This is a genomic window from Taibaiella helva, from assembly GCF_003545695.1.
In the GTDB taxonomy this organism is placed as follows: domain Bacteria; phylum Bacteroidota; class Bacteroidia; order Chitinophagales; family Chitinophagaceae; genus Taibaiella; species Taibaiella helva.
Window position 1 is genome coordinate 235053 of sequence record NZ_QUZZ01000006.1, and the last position, 19005, is coordinate 254057.

At 50.9% G+C, this 19005-nt stretch carries 15 protein-coding genes; 9 read left to right on the top strand and 6 right to left on the bottom strand.

The window, feature by feature from the left end; genetic code table 11:
* Window positions 1-68 precede the first annotated feature (68 nt).
* The 3 genes from DZC79_RS11430 to DZC79_RS11440 form a co-directional block, all read right to left on the bottom strand.
* On the bottom strand, window positions 69-419 hold the full coding sequence (locus tag DZC79_RS11430; protein WP_118951717.1) for a hypothetical protein: 351 nt from the start codon (window positions 417-419) through the stop codon (window positions 69-71).
* 621 nt (window positions 420-1040) lie between these two features.
* Window positions 1041-3170 carry a type IA DNA topoisomerase gene (locus DZC79_RS11435; RefSeq protein WP_232831817.1) on the bottom strand — a complete coding sequence of 710 codons (2130 nt, stop codon included), beginning with the start codon at window positions 3168-3170 and terminating at the stop codon, window positions 1041-1043.
* An 83-nt stretch (window positions 3171-3253) separates the two neighbouring features.
* Entirely contained in the window at window positions 3254-4009 is a 756-nt protein-coding gene (locus DZC79_RS11440) for a phenylalanine 4-monooxygenase (RefSeq protein WP_118951718.1), read from the bottom strand.
* A 295-nt stretch (window positions 4010-4304) separates the two neighbouring features.
* On the opposite strand from DZC79_RS11440, the gene DZC79_RS11445 reads away from it, so the two are divergent.
* The 4 genes from DZC79_RS11445 (at window position 4305) to DZC79_RS11460 (ending at window position 8588) form a co-directional block, all read left to right on the top strand.
* Entirely contained in the window at window positions 4305-4970 is a 666-nt protein-coding gene (locus DZC79_RS11445; RefSeq protein WP_118951719.1) for a VOC family protein, read from the top strand.
* Window positions 4971-5015: 45 nt separating this feature from the next.
* On the top strand, window positions 5016-5837 hold the full coding sequence (locus DZC79_RS11450; RefSeq protein ID WP_118951720.1) for an MBL fold metallo-hydrolase: 822 nt from the start codon (window positions 5016-5018) through the stop codon (window positions 5835-5837).
* A gap of 143 nt (window positions 5838-5980) precedes the next feature.
* Window positions 5981-7966, top strand: coding sequence for a tetratricopeptide repeat-containing sensor histidine kinase (locus tag DZC79_RS11455; protein ID WP_118951721.1), 1986 nt, complete (start codon window positions 5981-5983; stop codon window positions 7964-7966).
* Complete coding sequence (locus tag DZC79_RS11460) at window positions 7959-8588, top strand: response regulator transcription factor (protein ID WP_118951722.1); 630 nt, start codon at window positions 7959-7961, stop codon at window positions 8586-8588. The genes DZC79_RS11455 and DZC79_RS11460 overlap by 8 nt, the downstream gene beginning before the upstream one ends.
* 19 nt (window positions 8589-8607) lie before the next feature.
* Here DZC79_RS11460 and DZC79_RS11465 read toward each other — a convergent pair whose 3' ends face one another.
* Window positions 8608-9504: a diacylglycerol/lipid kinase family protein gene (locus tag DZC79_RS11465; protein ID WP_118951723.1), complete on the bottom strand. Its 897-nt coding sequence runs from the start codon at window positions 9502-9504 to the stop codon at window positions 8608-8610.
* A 91-nt stretch (window positions 9505-9595) separates the two neighbouring features.
* Between DZC79_RS11465 and surE the strand changes: the two genes are divergently transcribed.
* Together surE and DZC79_RS11475 are read left to right on the top strand one after the other, a co-directional pair.
* The gene (surE, locus tag DZC79_RS11470; protein WP_118951821.1) at window positions 9596-10348 is read left to right on the top strand and encodes a 5'/3'-nucleotidase SurE; all 753 of its coding nucleotides are present in this window, start codon (window positions 9596-9598) and stop codon (window positions 10346-10348) included.
* Between the two features lie 353 nt (window positions 10349-10701).
* Window positions 10702-13722: a ligand-binding sensor domain-containing protein gene (locus tag DZC79_RS11475; RefSeq protein ID WP_118951724.1), complete on the top strand. Its 3021-nt coding sequence runs from the start codon at window positions 10702-10704 to the stop codon at window positions 13720-13722.
* Here the strand turns inward: DZC79_RS11475 and DZC79_RS11480 are convergent.
* Entirely contained in the window at window positions 13719-14351 is a 633-nt protein-coding gene (locus tag DZC79_RS11480; RefSeq protein ID WP_118951725.1) for a response regulator, read from the bottom strand. The two genes, DZC79_RS11475 and DZC79_RS11480, sit on opposite strands and share 4 nt — an antisense overlap.
* A 493-nt stretch (window positions 14352-14844) precedes the next feature.
* Here DZC79_RS11480 and DZC79_RS11485 point away from each other — a divergent pair, with 493 nt between their 5' ends.
* The 3 genes from DZC79_RS11485 (at window position 14845) to DZC79_RS11495 (ending at window position 18148) form a co-directional block, all read left to right on the top strand.
* Window positions 14845-15207, top strand: coding sequence for a response regulator (locus DZC79_RS11485; RefSeq protein WP_118951726.1), 363 nt, complete (start codon window positions 14845-14847; stop codon window positions 15205-15207).
* 601 nt (window positions 15208-15808) lie between these two features.
* Window positions 15809-16327 (top strand): CinA family protein, encoded by a 519-nt coding sequence (locus DZC79_RS11490; RefSeq protein ID WP_118951727.1) that lies wholly within the window; start codon window positions 15809-15811, stop codon window positions 16325-16327.
* 390 nt (window positions 16328-16717) lie between these two features.
* Window positions 16718-18148, top strand: a complete 1431-nt coding sequence (locus DZC79_RS11495; protein WP_118951728.1) for a sigma-54-dependent transcriptional regulator — start codon at window positions 16718-16720, stop codon at window positions 18146-18148.
* Between the two features lie 38 nt (window positions 18149-18186).
* Here DZC79_RS11495 and DZC79_RS11500 read toward each other — a convergent pair whose 3' ends face one another.
* Entirely contained in the window at window positions 18187-18870 is a 684-nt protein-coding gene (locus DZC79_RS11500) for a sensor histidine kinase (protein ID WP_118951729.1), read from the bottom strand.
* Between the last annotated feature and the right edge of the window lie 135 nt (window positions 18871-19005).

The window sequence follows — 19005 nt, forward strand, 5'->3', positions numbered from 1 at the left end:
AAGCAAAGCGTCTGCGTTATAAAGATAACTATTATTGGCGGGGTACCAGAAAGGCATAGTCCTTAATGCTACCGACCCACACTTTCTGCTGCAGGCCAGGGCAATCCGGAACTTTTGTAGCCGCCGCTGAAAGGCAATTGTTCTTCATAGTCGCAAGCAGCAACAGCGGGCATTTTCTGCTCCAGCCAAAGCCAGGTCAATATTCTGCTGACAATATCGACACAGTATGCCGCTGTCGCTTCCTTGCTATGAACTTCTATCAAGTAACGGAAGAAAAGAAATCCATCCGGAAACTGACGCTCCTCCAGGCTATTGTACTCATCGTTGTACAAAATATCGATCTGAAAATATAGCCCTTTGATCCAATACAGCGATCCGTGGCAAGCAGCACCGAGAAAACGATGGTCCCGGCTCACCATGGGTACCAGCCGTTTTTCCAGTCACATAAATTCTTCAAATTGATCAGCAATTTTAGCCGTCCAGTTTTGTCCATATGTTCCACTCCATTGAGATGCTTTATTTCACCATTAACCATCTTTATCCTTCCGCCAACTACATTTTCTTCAGTTGCACCAATTACTTTACGAAGCCCATAGTGTTAATTCCCTCTACGTTTTTACCAGCCATAGCAAATTTCTCTGTAGTTGGATCATAAACAAAATCTTTTGCTTCATTTGTCAGTGAGTTAATAAAAGCTTTGCTTGATTTTATACTAACATTTAACGCAATCACTCCTGAAACAGTACCACTAGGCTACGTTGTCAATGGCCAGGTGGGAATAGATCGTATGGGATTCATGGAATAGGGTTTTAAGGGTGACTGCTATGATTACTGAAAGGCAAAAGTAGACGGGAAGAACGCCAATTTGCGGCGCTCATCAGCTATGTTCAAAAAAATCAGGAAGGACCTCAGGTATAGTGCTCCCGAATTGATCTTCTGTAGAAGTATCAACGCATAAGCGCAAATAAGGCAGGCGATTTCGCCTACCTTATTTAAACGCAACAAGTATTTTCTTATTGCAGCTATAATATTATTTATTTTTAAACAATGAAAACAATGTTCCCTTCTTCAAATCCAAGCCTTCCTTCCTGCTCCGGCATTTCCGGCGATGGCTTCAACCCTTTGATTTTAGCCGTCTTTCCCTTGGTCAGCAAATCTGTCATCTGCTTCCCGCTTAGTTTTTTGCCGAAGACTTCAAACGGCAGCCTGAAGCCGCAGCCGTTAAAATCGGGACATCCATAGGCAGTTTTCCCCTTAACGATCTTATGCTGCCCACATTTAGGACAAGGCAGCTCTGTAAGCGGAATCGCTTCTTTCGGCGGTTTGGGCTCACGGGGTTTGGCTTCTTTCTCATTCTTCTCCTTAAGCGCCGGCTGCGGCTCTGCCGTTGTGATCAGCCGGTCGCCGCTGGCCTTCACTTCCTGCGTGAGCCCGGTAACCATCTCTATCAGCTCCTGCTTGAACAGCGCCGCGTCGTAAGCGCCTTTTTCTATCTGCCGCAGCTTACGCTCCCATACCCCGGTCAGCTCAGGACTTTTCAGCAGCTCGTTCTGAATGGTATCGATCAGGTCGATGCCGGTTTGTGTGGCATATAGGTTCTTTTTTTTCTTCTCGATATATTTCCGGCGGAATAAAGTCTCGATGATATTCGCCCTGGTAGAAGGACGCCCGATACCATTATCCTTAAGCAACTCGCGCACTTCTTCTTCCTCCACCTGCTTGCCGGCGGTTTCCATTGCCCTGAGCAAAGTCGCTTCCGTATAGGGTTTGGGCGCCGTGGTCTTTCCCTTATGGATACGCGGCTCATGTGGTCCTGACTCTCCTTCGGTGAATACCGGCATCACTTTTTCTTCCTCTTCTCCTTCCTCCTTCTGTTTATCGTGAGCATAGACTTCTTTCCAGCCCGGCTCGAGTATCTGCTTGCCTGTGGCCTTAAAGGGCACCTGCCCTACTTTTCCCAGCACTGTTGTATTCGACACTTTACATTCCGGATAAAAGGCTGCAATAAAGCGACGGGCCACCAGGTCGTATACCCTTTTCTCCTCGATCAGGCTCAGGCCGGAAGGCGGTATCTCTGTCGGAATGATCGCGTGGTGGTCCGTTACTTTCTTATCGTCGAATACCGATTTCAGCTTGAGAATAGGCTTGGCCAGCAGCGGCGCGGTAAGCGGCGCATAGGGAATCATGCTTTGCAGGATGCCGGGTATTTTGGGGTGCAGGTCTTCGGAGAGATAAGTGGTATCCACCCTGGGATAGGTCACCAGCTTCTTCTCGTACAGGCTCTGTATATACTTCAGCGTGTCTTCAGCTGCATAGCCATATTTCTTATTGGCTTCCACCTGCAGCGAGGTCAGGTCGAACAGGCGCGGATTGCCCTCCTTTCCTTCCTTGATCTCGAATGAAGTAATTTCAAACAGGTGCTGCTGCAGGTAGGCCAATCCTTTGGCCGCTTTCTCTTCGCTGCGCAGCCGGTCGATTGTTGCCGTGAATTCAACCGTACGGTAGCTTGTTTTCAGCTCCCAGTATTCCTCTGCAACGAAGGCATTGATCTCCTTCTGCCGCTGCACGATCATGGCTAAGGTCGGCGTCTGCACACGGCCGATGGACAGCACGGTCTTATCACGGGCAAATTTCTTCGTAAACAACCGGGTAGCATTCATCCCCAGCAGCCAGTCGCCAATGGCCCTGGCGCTGCCTGCTGCGTACAGGTTATTGTACTGCTCGCTTGCCTTCAGCTGCTGAAAACCTTGCCGGATAGCCTCTTCAGTAAGCGAGGAGATCCACAGCCGCTTTACCGGCGCCGTGCACTTTGCCTTCAGCAATACCCAACGCTGGATCAGCTCTCCTTCCTGCCCCGCATCCCCGCAATTGATCACTTCCCCGCATTGCTGCACCAATCGCTCGATAACGGCAAACTGCTTCTTTACGCCGGAATTATCGATCAGCTTAATGCCGAAGCCGGAGGGGATCATCGGCAGGTCTTCAAGCCGCCAGTAGCGCCATTGCTCGTAATAGTCATGCGGTTCCTTTAGGGTACAGAAATGGCCGAAGGTCCAGGTTACCTGGTAACCGTTACCTTCATAATAGCCATCCTTACGTTGCCTTGCACCCAGCACTTCCGCGATATCACGGGCTACGCTGGGCTTTTCAGCAATGCACACTTTCATCATGCTTCCAGAAATTTCCTCAGCTGCAAAGATGCGTCAAATCCTCCTTGCAAGAGCCGGTACTTCGGTGTATGTGCAAAACTAGCTCAGGATACGGCAAATGTCTCCGCGCTTTCGGGCAAGCGGGCAAGCGCTGCTTCCAGCAAGGGCAAAGCATCGCACAGCTGCCGGAAGGAGTCGATCACAAAATATTTGTCCTGCAGGATGTCGGTACGGTAAGCCGTTTGCATCATGCGCTCTATATCGAAAGGCAACCGGGCCGGCACATCGCTAAGGGCATGCCGCGTTTCTCCTACTGAAGAGAGTATGCCAGCACCGAACACTTTCGGTGCATCGTTTTCGCGCAGCAATCCGAACTCGATGGTAAACCAATAAACGGCCGAAAGCTGCTTCAATGCTTCCGGATGCTCCAGCCACTGCAGGGACAACTTTCCGAAGGCCTCCATAAATGCGGCATAAGCCGGTTCCATCAGCAGGGGCGCATGGCCAAATACATCATGGAACATATCGGGCTCTTCGAGGTAATCCAGCTCGGCCATAGTTCTCAGCCAGCAGGTTGCCGGAAAGATCTTTTGCGACAGCAGCCGGAAAAATTCATCCTGGGGCACCAGCTCCTTTGCCACACACAGCTGCCAGCCTGTTGCTGCCTGCAGCATCTGGTTGGTTGCTCCGAAGTCGGGGATCTTATCCGCGCGGAAGCCAATGTTGTCTACAGCCTCGAGATACAGCCTGCCGGCGTGCTGCTTCAGATGTTTCATTTGCCGGTTGAACAGCAGGCCCCATACTTCGAAATCTTCATCGGTGTAATGGCTGTACACCTGTACGGTGGGTTTGTTTCTCATGTTTATTTTGCTTTAAGAAGGTTGAAAAAAGGCAATAAAAAAAGCCCGGCTCCTTTCCGGAACCGGGCTTCGCAGAGGTATATACAAAGCTTCCTTATTCCGAACCGTAAGGGGCGAAATAAGTATAATAATATGCGGCAGCGGTTGCCATCGCTTCAGACGTAAATGATATGGATTGTCGTGCTGACATACGGCTGCAAAATAAAACAAAAAAGAAATAAGATACTGTTATCAATAAAAAAAAATCGGCCAGCAGATCAAAGTGTGCACATTTGCAGGGACCATAAAACCGGGAATGATGCACATAACACACCTCGAATTGCTGACGAACGACCTGGAGGCCACCCACGCTTTTTACAAAAGCATACCGGGCCTGGACGTACAGGACCGCGGCGACGACTTCGTCACTTTTGCAGCCGGCAGCACGCTGCTTACGTTTAAACACACAACAATAACGCGACCTATCTACCATTTTGCTTTTACCATACCGGCCAATAAGCTCTACGAGGCACTGGACAGCCTTAAAGAAAAAACAGAAATATTGACCCTGCCTGATGGTAATCCCATAGCCGATTTCGCACATTGGAATGCCGGCGCCTTTTATTTTTATGACAACAACGGCAATATACTGGAATACATCGTACGGCATAGCCTGGACAACGCGGAAGCTCTCCCTTTCGACAGCAGCCGTATCTGCTGCATCAGCGAAGCCGGCCTGGTAACCGACGATGTGCCTGCACTGGCGGGGCAATTGAACCGAGACTATGGGCTTCCCCTTTTTACCAAACAGCCTCCGCAAGACAACTTTACCGTTATGGGAGATGATCATGGTTTGCTGATCCTCGTAGCCCGTCACCGTCATTGGTTCCCAACAGCCGTTGAAGCCGGCGTATTCCCGCTAAAGGTTACCTTGCGCGATGAGCAGGATAAGGAACACCGCATCGACCACGGCCGTCCCTGATATTCCTCTCGCAGGGCGCTGGATTATTTTGTTATTTTGCAGCGGATGAGCTTGTGGGTTACTTCATTGAATTCGGGCAGCAACGGGAACTGTTATTATATCGGCGACGGCAAGGAAGCTGTATTGGTCGACGCAGGCCTTTCCTGCAGGGAAACGGTGAAGCGGATGCAGCGGCTGGGCCTGGACATAGGCCAGGTAAAGGCCATATTCATTTCGCATGAGCATGGCGACCATATCAGGGGCCTGGAGACATTGTCTTCGCGTTATCGCCTGCCGGTATACATTACACCCGACACACTCCGCCATTCCCGGCTACGCCTCGACGAGCAGCTAATCTGCGCTTTCACCGACAGGCAGCCCCTAAGCCTGGGCAATTTCGTTATCACGCCATTCATCAAGCATCACGATGCTGCCGAACCCTATAGCTTCCTGATCGAAAGCAAAGAGATACGTGTCGGTGTATTCACCGATATCGGCCAGGTATGCGACCAGCTGCGTTTCTTCTTCGGACAATGCCATGCTGCTTTCCTGGAAGCCAATTACGATGAGGATATGCTGCAAAAGGGCCGCTATCCCTGGCACCTGAAAAACAGGATACGCGGTGGCAAAGGCCACCTGTCCAACACACAGGCTCTGGATCTCTTCCTTACGCACCGTTCGGATTACCTGAGCCACCTGTTCCTCTCCCACCTTTCGGCCGACAACAACGACCCTGACCTGGTGCGCTCGCTTTTCCGCAGCCAGAGCGGCCATACTCATATCGAAGTCGCCTCCCGCTACCAGGAGCTTCCGCTGTATGCTATCGCAGCCGGCAACCCGCCGCAGCCCGCAACGATAACGGCGACAGAGCAATTACGGCTATTTTAATGTATAAGCCGGTATTCATAAAATAGTCCCCTACGCATTTCCAAACCAAGAACAAAATTTTAACAGAAAGTAAGGGTTAACCTTGATTTTGTCAGGAATTGGCAATATGTTTGCGCACCATTAAACCAATAAGCAAAATCCATATGAAGCCGGGGAGATACTGCCTGTACAGCCTGCTGTGCATCCTGATGCTGTCGGCATGCCAGCCCGGGGGAAGCCGGCGGGAAGGTGCACGGGAGGCTGCTCAAGCCTGCGACAGTACCCTGCAGGACGCTTACCGGCAGCTGAAACAAAAAATTACGGACCCGCAACAATTGGCACAGCAGCTCAAAGATTTTTACAATAGCTGCCCGGAGGCCTGCCGGAAGCAGATTGCCACTCCCCTTATCGAAGACCTGTTCAACATTGCTTATGCCAATCATCAGACCGAGCCGCTGATCCTTCCTTTTTTCCGCGAGCTCGCCGCTGCAGCGCAGATCAGCCCAACCCAAAGAGGCAAGGCCCTTCTGGCCATTGCCGGGTATTATATTTATGCCCGCCGGGAGACCGACTCGGCTTTCAAGGTACTGGAAACTGTACGCAAGGGCTATCCTGCTTTGAACGATACTCTCGCTAAGTCTTATCATTCCATGATGGGGCAGTACATGGTACAGACCTCCAATCCCAAAGCGGCTGCGGATCATTACCTGAAGACGATCGCGCTTTGTGAAAAGCTGAAAGACAGCTCCAGCCTTGCCGCCAATTATGCCAATTACGGCACCGTATTTTCCAGCATGGGTGAATATCAGAAATCCATTGACATGAAGGAAAAGGCGGCAGTATTCTTCAAAGCCAAAAAGCAATATCCGCACCTGCTCATCGGCTATATCGGCATCGGCGTGGAATATGCCCGCCTCCGCCGGTACGATTCGGCACAACATTATTATAACCTTGCGCTTGATCTTATCAACCAGGGCTTCCGCAATCCCAATGCGGAATTTGACCTCTACATAAGCATAGCAGGGATCAGTCTTGCAGCGAGCCAATACGATACGGCGAGATACTATTATGGCAAGATCACGGAGACCATCGACCTGGCCAGGGATACGGAAAGGCAAAGGGTCTATGTCATGGCTTCCACCCCGGCTTTTGCTGCTGTGAGGAATGTTGACAAGGAGCTGGAGCTGATCAAAAGCTATATCCCGCGCTTCTGCGCAGAGAGCGACCTCACCAATGCCAAAGATGCCTACTATACCTTGTTCCACACCTATTATCTTGAAGGGAAAAGCGCTTTGGCACTGGAGAACTACCAGGTATATGACTCCCTTAAAAGCCTGATCGCCCGTGAAGAGAACAAACAGTACGTAGCAGAGATGGAGACCAAATATGAGACGCAGAAAAAGGAGCTGAGAATACAGGTGCAGCAGAAGGAAATCTACAGGAGCAATGTGCTCAACGGCCTGCTGGTGGCCTTATTGCTCGCCGGAGGCATGGGTGTGGCCTTCGTGGTAACCCGGATCAAGCTGAAGCGTAAAAAGAAAGATGCCGACCTGCAGCAGCAGTTTACCCGGCAGCTGCTCCACAATACGGAAGAAGAAAGAGGTCGTATCGCAAGAGACCTGCACGATGGCATCAGCCAGGAGCTGATGTTGCTTAAGCATGGCATAAGCCAGGCCGACTGCAGGGAAAAGATCGATATGATCATCGCCGAGATCAGGATGATCTCGCGCGACCTGCACCCGGTAATGCTGGAAAAGATCGGGCTGAAGCCAAGCGTGGAGCATGTCTGCAGCCAGATGATGGAACGCAACCTGCTGTTCATTACCACCGACATCAGCTATACCAACAGCCTGAGCAGCAGCCATGAGCTCCAGCTGTTCCGCATGATACAGGAAGCGCTGAACAATATTATCAAGTACGCCGAAGCCCAGGCGGCCAAAGTGACCATAAGCGAGCGCCCCGGCTTCACCTGTACCGAGATCATCGACAATGGCAAAGGCTTTGATGTAACGGCTGCGCTCAGCAACGGCAAAGCCTTCGGATTGCTGAGCCTGACCGAACGCAGCAAAAGCATGCAAGGCAGGACCGAGATCAACTCCTCTCCTGCCGGCACTTTGATTAAAATTGAAATACCCCGATCCTATGTGTAAAGTACTGATCGCCGACGACCACCCTGTAGTGCTGCTGGGTACCCAGACCTACCTTACCGCCAGAGGCTACCAGGTTGTCGGCATGTGTGGCAACGGCCTTGAGGCCTATAACCAGATCGTAACCCTACGTCCCGACATTGCCTTGCTGGATATGAATATGCCCGGGCTAAGCGGTATGGATATCCTGCAAAAGCTCAACCAGGAGCACCTTACCGGCAAGATAAAGATCATCCTGCTCACCATGCACAACGAGCTGTCTTTATTCAACCGTGCGAAAGAGCTCAACGTAAAAGGCTACCTGCTGAAGGATTTTGCCATGGATGAGCTGGAGAAATGTTTACAGGAGATACAGGCGGGCAATACTTATTTCAGCAAGCACCTGGCGCAGCGGCTGACCTTCGGGCAAACCGGCCATACGCAGGCCGGGCTGGATCAGCTTACTTTTGCAGAGAAAAAGATACTGGAGCTGGTGAGCCAGCAGAAGTCTACCAGGGAGATTGCCGCGATCCTGTTCATTTCGGAGAAAACCGTGGAAACACACCGCAGCCATATCATCAAGAAGCTGAATATCCCACCCGGCAAGAATGCCCTGCTTATGTGGGCCATGAAGCAAAAGGAATAAGCAACCGGCGCCGGCTCTTTTATTCCGCCGTCAGAAAATCCAGCATGCCGTCGAGCAGCTTTACCTGCAGCCGGCCCGCTTTATATTTCCGGATCAGCTTGTCGTCGACATGCATGTCCTTTCCTTCCCACCGGATAACAATATGCTTTGCTTTCACAGGGCGGAAGGGGAAACGGGCCTTGATCCCCTTCCCGATCTTCTCAATATAAGCCACCAGCTTATTCCGCTGCCGCCCGGATATCAGCAGCACATCAAACCGGCCATCGCCGGGATCGGCGTCGGGGGCCAGTACCAGCCTGGGTCCCAGCGACCGGATATTCATCACTTCGGCCAGGATATACCTGCCCGAAAAGGTCTTATCATCGAGGCTGATCGTGCAGGAAACCGCTTCATAGTTTTGAGCTATGGGGACCAGCAGTTTTAATGCCTGCTGCAGCTCCTGCTCCGTATCCTGCGGCCCCTGTTCCGGCAGGCGTTCCATTTGCTGCATCAGCCGGGGAAACAAGCCAAACCCGAAAGCTTCCACGAAGAAGGCCGTCGAGGGCAGTCCATCGATACGCCCTACATCAAAACGTTTCAGCTTATGCCGGTCCCAGGACCGGATCACCTCCCGCACATCTTTTCCTATCTTCAGCGTCATCGCAATATTGTTGGCTGTCCCCAACGCCAGCAACCCTATGGGCCGGCTATGCATCAGCGGCATGCGCAGCAGGTCAAGGCAGGCCTTTCTTACCGTGCCATCGCCACCGGCAACCGCCAGGATATCCGCTTCCTTCCCATCTTTGCCCATCCCACCCTTTTTACCGGATGTATGGATAAAGGTGTAGCCGGCATTCCTGATATGCTGTATCAGCTCAGCTTTCGAGTTCTCGCCTTCACCGGCAGTAGGGTTATAATAGAGCTTTACAGATTTCATAATATTTGCCGCAAGAGATGAACGTTGTTACGGTCGTTACGTTATTACATTTACAACAAGTAAAAAGTTCTTGTCCCGTAAATCGGCAGCTATGAATATATTGATCACCAATGACGATGGCATTTACAGTCCGGGGATAGCCGCTCTGGCGAGCATTGCACGCCGTTTCGGCTCGGTAAGAATTGTTGCGCCGGACGTAGAGCAGTCTTCGATGGGGCATGCCATTACCCACTCCCGCCCGCTTTCATACAAAAATTCGCCGATCACCTTCGAAGACGCCGATGCTTATCGCGTCAACGGCACACCGGCCGACTGTGTTGCCCTGGGCACCCACCTTTGGTCGAAGACAGATGTGGTGCTTTCCGGGATCAATATGGGTCCCAACCTGGGCAACTCGATGTGGCATTCCGGAACATTGGCCGCAGCCCGCCAGGCCGTTCTGCTGGGCGTAAAAGGGATCGCCCTCAGCACCCCCGTGGGCAAGAACGAACCGGACTTCGACCGGCTGAAGCCACATGTGGAGCAAGTATTGGACCTGCTGCTGCAGGAAGAAGGCACCGGCCTGTATAATGTCAATTTTCCACCCGACCCCATTGGCGCCATGTGGACCAGCCAGTCTGTAAGACTATACGACGGTCATGTGGTACCGGGTACCGATCCTATGGGAAGAAAGCACTATTGGATCACGGTCGCTCCTCTTGAGCCGGCGGATGAGGGAACAGACCGCTGGGCAGTCGAAAACCAATACACCTCCATCACACCGTTGCGGCTCGACCTCACTTACGAAGCCAACCTGGAACGCCATCGTCCGCCTGGGAGCCTTCCCGGGGAAATTCACACCTGAACATTCCCGGGAGGGAATATAAGGTCCCTCCCGGGGGCTGAAACGACAGAAAGCGCTGCGCTTTATTCTCTCCGGAAGCATACGACATGCATAGCCCCGGCATGGCTTAGTTGATTGATAAAAACATCTTTATTAAGCCTATAATGAAGCCCTTTCTTAAACAGCTCCGATAATATACTATAACCTATTTAGGAAAAACACCAAATAAAAGAATCCAGAAAAGAACATAATTAAGCATAAATCAAGTATGATAGAAAAATATAGTACTATTATCTTTACTGTGCCGGGATTGCACGTCCCGGCTAAACCAAAAACCGGCCGAAGAATACCGATCTCATTAATCGAGCCAATAAATGAACTGCTTCCGAAGACTTTTTTTACTCTTCATTATATCTTATACAAGTGCCCTGAATGCCCAGTCTGTAAAGGATTTTAATGTCTACAATTTCACAAACGACAATGGTCTGCCGCAGAACAGCGTGAAGGCATTGGCATTGGATAAAGACAAATATTTATGGATTGCGACGGAATCGGGACTGGCCCGTTATGATGGTAAAAACTTCAGAGTTTATAACAGGGAGAACCTGAATACCCTTCATTCAAGTCGCATAAGTTATGTTGGCCTTATGCCGGACAAGCGCATTTATTTCACTGATGAAAATTCATTCATATACACACAGGACAAGGCCGGCCGGTTTGAACGCCTGAAGCAGAAAGTAAACAGCGAACTGCTCATCAATGCATCGGAAGGATTCTACAATCCTTCGCGTCATCTGGGTATCGCGGGTTATAACTATCTCAACTCCCAGCTCATCAGCGACTGGACCAACACTATTGCCTTCTACAGCACTACCGATTCCTGCTCGGGCTTTATAGCAATCAACAAAAGCACAATTGCATTCGTTTCCCGGAAAAATGTACGCTGGATAGACTCCATAAGCACAATGAACCGGCATGTGCTTCATAGCGCAGGAACCTTGCAGCAACGCTTCTATTTCCTGGACCTGGACTACCGGATCAACATGATGGACAGCACTGGTCGCACACGTAGTGTCCATGTTCAGGGGCTGATGCCCCGGTCTCTGGTCACGACAAGCAGACCCAGCCGCTATTCGCTGCTTCAGCAGGAGGAGCGGCTTTATCTCCTGTACGACAACCGTATTTATCGGCTAAGCTTCCTCGACAGCGGAACATTGCGCGCTACTTTTATCATAGACGCCTGTGATATACCCAATATTACCAGTTTCGGTCATTATGCCGACCTCAATACCATCATCATCGGATCGGGCACCAAAGGCTTGTTCCTGTTGAAGAAAAAGCAGTTCACCACGATTTCCTTTCCTGAAACGGATAATATCTTTTACGCACAGGCCACTTACGGCGACTCGGGGATCCTGACACACTTCGGACTGGTGACGCCCGGTAATATCCAAAAGCTTCCCATAGATAAGATCAAGCGCCAGGCCATCATAAAGGACCGTGAAGGCAATTACTGGATGAACCGGGGCGCCGATGCCGTGATCAGGATCGCGCCGGATTTCAGGGTACTGAAGGAAATCCGTCAGCGGGATATTTATGTCAATTGTTTTGCAATGACACCTGACGGCAGCATCTGGCTCTCGACCAATAAGAACAAGTTTGGCCGCATTGCCGGTGATAAAATAGAATGGCTGGCGCTGAAGCTGAATCCCGATGCCATGAGAACGTTGTTGCCTGTCGACAACGAATATTTCTGGGTGGGCGGCAATCAGCACCTGTTTACCATCAACATCCGCACGCGACAGGTGGTCCATTACAACTATTTCAAAGATTGCGATGTGCGCTGCCTGTACCTCGACAGGCACAACCAGCTCTGGATCGGCACCTATGGCAAGGGCTACTTCATGCTCACAGGCAGGAAGCTGATCAAAATGCCTGTCGACAACAAGGGCTATCTTTCCTTTGTACACACCGTTCTTGAGGACCGTAACGGCAATGTATGGATGACGACCAACAACGGCATTATACGTACGCGGAAAAGCGACCTGGAAGCCTATGTCCGGAACCCCGACCGGGCGGTATATTACCAGTATTACACCAAAGAGCAGGGCTTCAATACAAACGAGTTCAACGGCGGATGCACGCCTGCCGCGCTGGAGCTGAAGGATGGCAAGCTATCCTTTCCATCGATGGACGGCCTTGTACAGTTCTATCCCGACAGCCTGCAGGAGGCATACCCTACCTCCAAAATACTGATCGACGAAGTGCTGGTAGACGGAAAGGCCGTACAGCTGAAACGCGCGCTTTCGCTTCCTCCCTCTTTCAACCGGCTGGAGATCCAGGTCTCTTCACCCTATTACGACAATCCGGCCAACCAACAGATCGAATACAAACTCCGGGATTTTGAGGATAGGTGGTATCCCCTGGGCAGCAATAACGCCATTAGCTACAACCGGCTTCCTTATGGCAGCTATACCCTGCAGCTCCGTAAAAAAGCAGGCTTTGCTACGGACTATTATATTACCGCCGAGCTGCAGCTTACCGTAAGGCCTTTTCTCTACCAGGAATGGTATTTCAAAGCTTTTGCCGCGCTCTTTATCCTCCTGATGATCCTGCTGTTCTTCCGGTTCCGGTACTTCTACCTGATCAAAAAACAGCGTAGGCTCGAACACAAGGTACAGCAACGCACCCGCGAGCTCGTATACAACAACCGCCTGAAGGAAAAGCTGACCCTGCTGATCGCACACGACCTGCAATCGCCCCTGCACTTCCTCACCATACTGGCCCGGCATGTACACCGTGCCGCACAAAACAATGATATCGACAGTGTGCTGGAAGGAAGCGAAGAGATCAAGAATACCACGGCCAAGATCTACTCTTTCGTAAAAGAATTCAGCCTGTGGAATATGTCGCTGAACGAAAATTACCGGCTGAACAAAACCAGCTTCCCGGTGAAAGCGCTGCTGGAAGAGTTGAAACAATTCTTCGAGGAAATGCTAAGGCTGAAGAACAACCAGATCGAGATCCGTTACACACGGGAAGCTTCGGTGAACACAGACAGGGATGTGCTGAAAGCGATACTGCGCAATATCATCGACAATGCCAACAAGTACACGCAGAACGGGAAGATACTGATCAGCGTACAATGCGACGAGGCAAATGCGATGGAGCTCTCGGTCGCCGATACCGGCAATGGCATGACCGAGCAGCAGCTGGAGAAGATCAATTACCGCATACGACAATCGCCGTCGATACCGGCCATAGAAAAAGACGGCCGCCTGGGCTTTCAGCTGATTATCGATTTTGCCGCACGCCTGGGTGCGCGCCTCTCGGTGAGCAGCATATTCGGACAAGGCACCACGATAACGATCTCGGGATTTACCTGCGATACTTAATCGGCAATGCGGTAGATATCGGCCAGCTCGATCAGCTGCGAGGCATGCTCGATGTTTAGCTTCTCGTAGATCCGTTGTTTATGCGTACTGGCTGTAGTGTAGTGTATTTTGAGTCCCTCGCTGATCTGCGTCAGGGTCTGGTTTTTACTTAACAGAATGGCTACCTGGAATTCCCTTGAAGTCAGCCCGTCAAAGGGGTTGAGCTTTTTTCCCTGCGACGCTTCTTCAAGAATAAGGCCGGTAAGCTCTTCGCTTACATATTTTTTACCGCTGAGCACAGTGCCTATTGCCCTGATCATTTCTTCCTGCTCCGCCACTTTCTTCAGGTAGCCCTGGGCGCCCAGCTGCAGGTAGCGTTTGCCATACAGGTTCTCGGGATTCATGGAAACGATAAGGATCTTGGTTTCAGGATAACGGGTGGTGATCCATTGCATCAAGGCGCCGGAGTCGGTATCCGGCATCACGAGGTCCAGCAGGATGAGCTCAAATTTCTCCTTTTGCATCTGCTCCATTACTGTTTTCCCGCTAAAGGCCTCCAGCACTTCCCTGTCGGGGAAATTTTCCCTGATAATGATCTTCAATCCAAACCGGACAACCGAATGATCGTCCGCCACCAGTATTTTTTTCATCGGATGAACGCAGGCGCAGCAAGCGGGTTATCTTTTATACCTGAAATACAGCGCTCTTTATATGGTTAATGGAATATTTACACGCAAGGTACAATAAATCGGCGGGCCATGACACGCCCAGGCTCTTAAATTGACACACACAATTTTAACAACGAAGACTTTGCCGCTGAGATTAATATGCTATCTTGCCCGCTATTGGCCGCCGGAGATCCTTTGGGTCATCAGCAATGAAAGAGCATATCGGGCTTCGACAGGATGATACAGCTATACACGTCCGGCAAGTACGGGAACGGAAAGCGGCTGCTGAAAACAGGAAAGCAGAAATGAGCAGCTACACGGGCTGACAGTTTTCCGCCTCAGATATACTGGCAGGTTTATACGATGTATCGAAAACGCCTGCCGCATGATACCCCATCAGAAAGCGGGCTGACTAAAGGCAGCACCTTCCGGTTTACGCTTCCGCTCTTTCCTGATCAGACGAAAAAGACAAACAATGCCCAATAAACTGATGATCTTCGACGATGACAAGGATATCCTGTCCATCTGCACTTTTATCTTTAAAAGGCTGGGATGGGAAGTCAGCTCCTCATCGCACTGTAACAATATCGTCGCCCGGGTACGCCAGGAGCAGCCCAATGTGATCCTGATGGACAACTGGATACCGGAAGACGGCGGCATTATCGCTACGCGGCAGCTTAAAGCTACCGACGACCTCAGGCATATACCAGTCATTTACTTTTCGGCAAACAGGGATGTGGAATCTTTGGCCAGGGAAGCCGGCGCCGATACTTATATCAAAAAGCCATTTGACCTTAAAGAATTTGAGCAGGTCGTTACGGGCTATGGCGGTTCCTGAACAAAGCCGCGCAAGCGGGCTTATTTCGGATACATCGGCAACTTAAGCAGCACCAGCAGGCTTCTACCCAGTCGGGCTACGCTATTGCCGTTTCTAATTCCTCCGCCATTTCCACCCAATAGCTCAAGGTGATCAAAGCCAGCATCAGACATTGCCATGACTCCAGGGTCGTTCTGAAAAGCCTTTCCCTACTTTTATTGCGTTCCGAAAATCATGCCGGAACAGCTTGCCCTTGATTATAAGCTACTCACGACAAACTATACGATGCCACAGTCTGTGGAACAGCGCTACATTGCTTCAACAGCACCGGTATCCCGCGACTTATCTGAACAATTGACTCCGGCAAGAAATGCCCGGATGGGAAAGCCGGTAACAAATGGGCAATAAATTGCCCGGATCGGGGAAAGCCGCAAAATTCCAGCAGGGGCAATACTTTACTGCGCCATTATTAAACAGGGATATCGGCGGCATGTAAGACAATGCTTGTCAGCACAATAGGCAACAACATAAAAATATCCGCCGACCGACGCCGCCAGCGAGCGATTTAGGAATCATTTTTGGATTATACCTGTAAGCACCTCGCAAATCAATTACGACCGACATGAAACAGCTGATCCGCTCCATTAAAGACTATTGCGTTTACCATTATGAAAGTATTGCCGTGGCCGAGAACATTACTTCCGGCTGCCTGCAGATGCTCCTGGGCAGTATAGAACAAGCCGGCGAATATTTCCAGGGTGGCATAACCACTTTCGGCAACGAGCAGCTAAGCGAACAGCTTGGTGTGGCACCTATCGATCCTGCCGGCAGGAATGAAATCAACCTGTCGCGCACAATAGAAATGGCCAGGAAGGCGGCCTTGAAATTCAATAGCGATATCGGCCTGGCCATCAACGGCTGCGCCGCCAATGCCGGGCATCTCTATGAGCCTTCCTATGCCGCGATCGTCCGTTTCAATAAGGTGATCTATACCGAAAAGCTGCTACCCAGGGCCAAAGCGCCCAGTGCAGTACCGGTAGAATACGCCCAGCGCCTGATCCGTATCCTGGCAGAAAAGCTGATGCCGGAATCAGAAGAAATCGCCGGTACCACCGCAGCGATACTGGAACCCTTATCCTGACTGTGGCCCGGGCCAAAGCACAGAGGCCACCTTCTTTTCCCTCTTTTCCCCGATTCAATTTAAATTCAGATGCAAGCTTGTTTAAATGAGCCGGGCAAAGTCTCCTCTTATGGCGGTGTACCCAAAAGCGAAAATGATGATCTACAATTTTGCGGTGGACAACCGGGCCGGACAAAGCGCTGCTCAACCACTTCAGAAATAAATGTTGCACAAATGTCATTCCCGAGTTAAAATGCCGGAAGAGTAGTTAGAGGCAAACCGCTAAAACCCTTTACAGCAAGGGCATTCAAACGAAGCAACCCTTTCATTTATAATTAGTTCACGAAGGCAATTCCATAATTTTACAGTATATTTGAAATCCCAATCAACAAACACAACTCCCGGCCCTGTATGAAGAAAATCCTGATTGTAGATGATGAGCTGTCTGTTTGCACACTGCTGACCCGCTTCCTGAGCAAAAACGGCTACCACGCCCAAAGCAGCACTTCGGGCGCTGAAGCGTTGCGCATGCTTAAGAACGAGTCGTACGACATCATGCTTTGCGACTATCACCTGCAGGATATTACCGGGAAAGAACTTTTTGAGAAGATACAACCTTTGTACCCGGGCATCATCGTCATCTTTATTACCGGTTATGCCGATGTACGGGTTGCGGTAGACCTGATCAAGAATGGCGCTTATCACTACTTATCCAAACCTTTATATCCCGACGAGATCCTCAAGATCATTCACAATGCAATCGAAGATGGTAATACGCCGGCCTCTGCACGCAATTCAGCAGAGGTTAAAACGCTGGAGAATGGCGCCGGAACATTGCCTGCCGCCTCAGAGGATGGTTATGTGATCGGTGAAAGCGAAGCCTCCCGCCATTTGTTTGAGCACGTCAACCTGGTAGCGCTTACCGATTACAGCGTGATCCTGCACGGAGAAACGGGAACAGGAAAAGAAGCCCTCGCGCACCTGATCCACCAGAAAAGCAATCGCAGGAACGGACCTTTTATTGCCATCGACTGCGGCAGCTTGTCCAAAGAGCTGGCCGCCAGCGAGCTTTTCGGCCATGAGAAGGGCGCCTTTACCGGCGCGCTGCACACCAAGGAAGGCGCTTTTGAACAGGCCGAAGGCGGTACGATCTTCCTTGATGAAATTGGAAATCTTTCTTACGAAGTGCAGGTGTACCTGCTGCGTGCGCTGCAGGAAAAATCAGTGCGCAAGGTCGGCGGCGTAAAGACCATTAAGGTCGACATCCGCATTATCGTTGCCTCCAATGAGAATCTTTATGAAAGCGTGCTGAACAAGACTTTCCGCGAAGACCTCTACCACCGGCTGAATGAATTTACCTTGAAAGTGCCCGCCCTGCGCGACCGGGAAGCCGATCTTCCACTGTTTGTCAATACCTTCCTGGCTACTGCCAGCAAAGAGCTGAACAAGCCGATCGCAGGCATTTCATCGCCGGTATGGGAATTATTGCTGGCCTATAAATGGCCGGGAAATATACGGGAGCTGAAAAATGTGATCCGCAGGGCTTGCCTGCTAACACCCGAAGGCAAGGAGATTTCACAAAAGGCCCTGCCCCTGGAGCTGCTTAATTCCAAAAACATGAGCCAGTTCGCACCACAGCACAATCCGGACAACGGCATGGATGAGCTTTCCGAGAACGGGTCCAGCCTGAAAAGTGCAGCGATACAGGGAGAGCAGAAGCGCATCATGGAAGTGCTGCAGCAGGTCAAATTCAATAAGACCAAAGCAGCGGAGATCCTCAATATCGACCGCAAGACCCTGTACAACAAGCTGCGTTCGATGCAGCAGCCCAGCAAGAAATAAAGACCGTCCTTACATAGGCCTGCATTTTCCGCAAGCGCCTATTCCGGCAGCGCCTGCGGAAAGTGCAAAGTGAAGCGCGAGCCTGTTTTACCCGTTTCGACTGCCACCCTTCCCTGGTGCGCATCCATTACGTTTTTCACCCAGCTCAATCCCAGGCCCCGGTGTCGCTGACGCGTTGTAAAAAAGGGCGCGAAGATATGCGGTAAAACTTCCGGACTGATCCCTTCGCCGGAATCGCCTACGAGTATACTGATCTCTTCGCCTTTCTCGCGCGCCTCGATCTGCAAGGTGCCACCGCTGCTCATGGCGTCCAGCGCATTGTCTACCAGGCCGGCCAGCGCCGACTTCATCTTTTCACGGTCAAACCGGCATATGATCACTTCATTGATTGCTGTTTCGCAAACCACCTGCTTCAGCGACAGGCGTTCCGCCTGCTCTTCGATCAACTCTTTGATCATTTCCGTAATATCGAAAGTGTCCGGTGTAAGCCCCTGCTGGTGGATCACCCCGGCGATTTCGGCCAGCAGCGCATGGATACGGTCACAATTGCGTTCGATAATATCGACATAAAAAGCCGTGTCCTCTTTATCAGGCAGCTGTTCCAGCTTGAACTGGGCCGTCGACAGCAGGATATTGTTCAGGGGATTGCGGATATCGTGCGCAATGACATCCGTCATCTTCTGCATCAATCGCATATAGTCTGTCGCGTGTTCCTTTGCCATGTCAATGTGTATAAGGATGCTAAGATAATGTTTATGCCGGCGCGGCAGCTGTTTGTGGTTAAAGTATGGGCCTGAAGCCTTTGCAGCTGTTCCCCTTCAGGGGCACGGCCAATTCAACATTTTCTTACAAACTAC

Excerpts from the sequence above, each read along its gene's own strand:
- DZC79_RS11490 (WP_118951727.1), top strand. The coding sequence starts at position 15,809 with ATGAAACAGCTGATCCGCTCCATTAAAGACTATTGCGTTTACCATTAT.
- DZC79_RS11500 (WP_118951729.1), bottom strand. The coding sequence starts at position 18,870 with ATGGCAAAGGAACACGCGACAGACTATATGCGATTGATGCAGAAGATG.
- surE (WP_118951821.1), top strand. The coding sequence starts at position 9,596 with ATGAATATATTGATCACCAATGACGATGGCATTTACAGTCCGGGGATA.
- DZC79_RS11460 (WP_118951722.1), top strand. The coding sequence starts at position 7,959 with ATGTGTAAAGTACTGATCGCCGACGACCACCCTGTAGTGCTGCTGGGT.
- DZC79_RS11475 (WP_118951724.1), top strand. The coding sequence starts at position 10,702 with ATGAACTGCTTCCGAAGACTTTTTTTACTCTTCATTATATCTTATACA.
- DZC79_RS11435 (WP_232831817.1), bottom strand. The coding sequence starts at position 3,170 with ATGATGAAAGTGTGCATTGCTGAAAAGCCCAGCGTAGCCCGTGATATC.
- DZC79_RS11455 (WP_118951721.1), top strand. The coding sequence starts at position 5,981 with ATGAAGCCGGGGAGATACTGCCTGTACAGCCTGCTGTGCATCCTGATG.
- DZC79_RS11440 (WP_118951718.1), bottom strand. The coding sequence starts at position 4,009 with ATGAGAAACAAACCCACCGTACAGGTGTACAGCCATTACACCGATGAA.
- DZC79_RS11480 (WP_118951725.1), bottom strand. The coding sequence starts at position 14,351 with ATGAAAAAAATACTGGTGGCGGACGATCATTCGGTTGTCCGGTTTGGA.
- DZC79_RS11485 (WP_118951726.1), top strand. The coding sequence starts at position 14,845 with ATGCCCAATAAACTGATGATCTTCGACGATGACAAGGATATCCTGTCC.
- DZC79_RS11430 (WP_118951717.1), bottom strand. The coding sequence starts at position 419 with ATGGTGAGCCGGGACCATCGTTTTCTCGGTGCTGCTTGCCACGGATCG.
- DZC79_RS11465 (WP_118951723.1), bottom strand. The coding sequence starts at position 9,504 with ATGAAATCTGTAAAGCTCTATTATAACCCTACTGCCGGTGAAGGCGAG.
- DZC79_RS11495 (WP_118951728.1), top strand. The coding sequence starts at position 16,718 with ATGAAGAAAATCCTGATTGTAGATGATGAGCTGTCTGTTTGCACACTG.
- DZC79_RS11450 (WP_118951720.1), top strand. The coding sequence starts at position 5,016 with ATGAGCTTGTGGGTTACTTCATTGAATTCGGGCAGCAACGGGAACTGT.
- DZC79_RS11445 (WP_118951719.1), top strand. The coding sequence starts at position 4,305 with ATGATGCACATAACACACCTCGAATTGCTGACGAACGACCTGGAGGCC.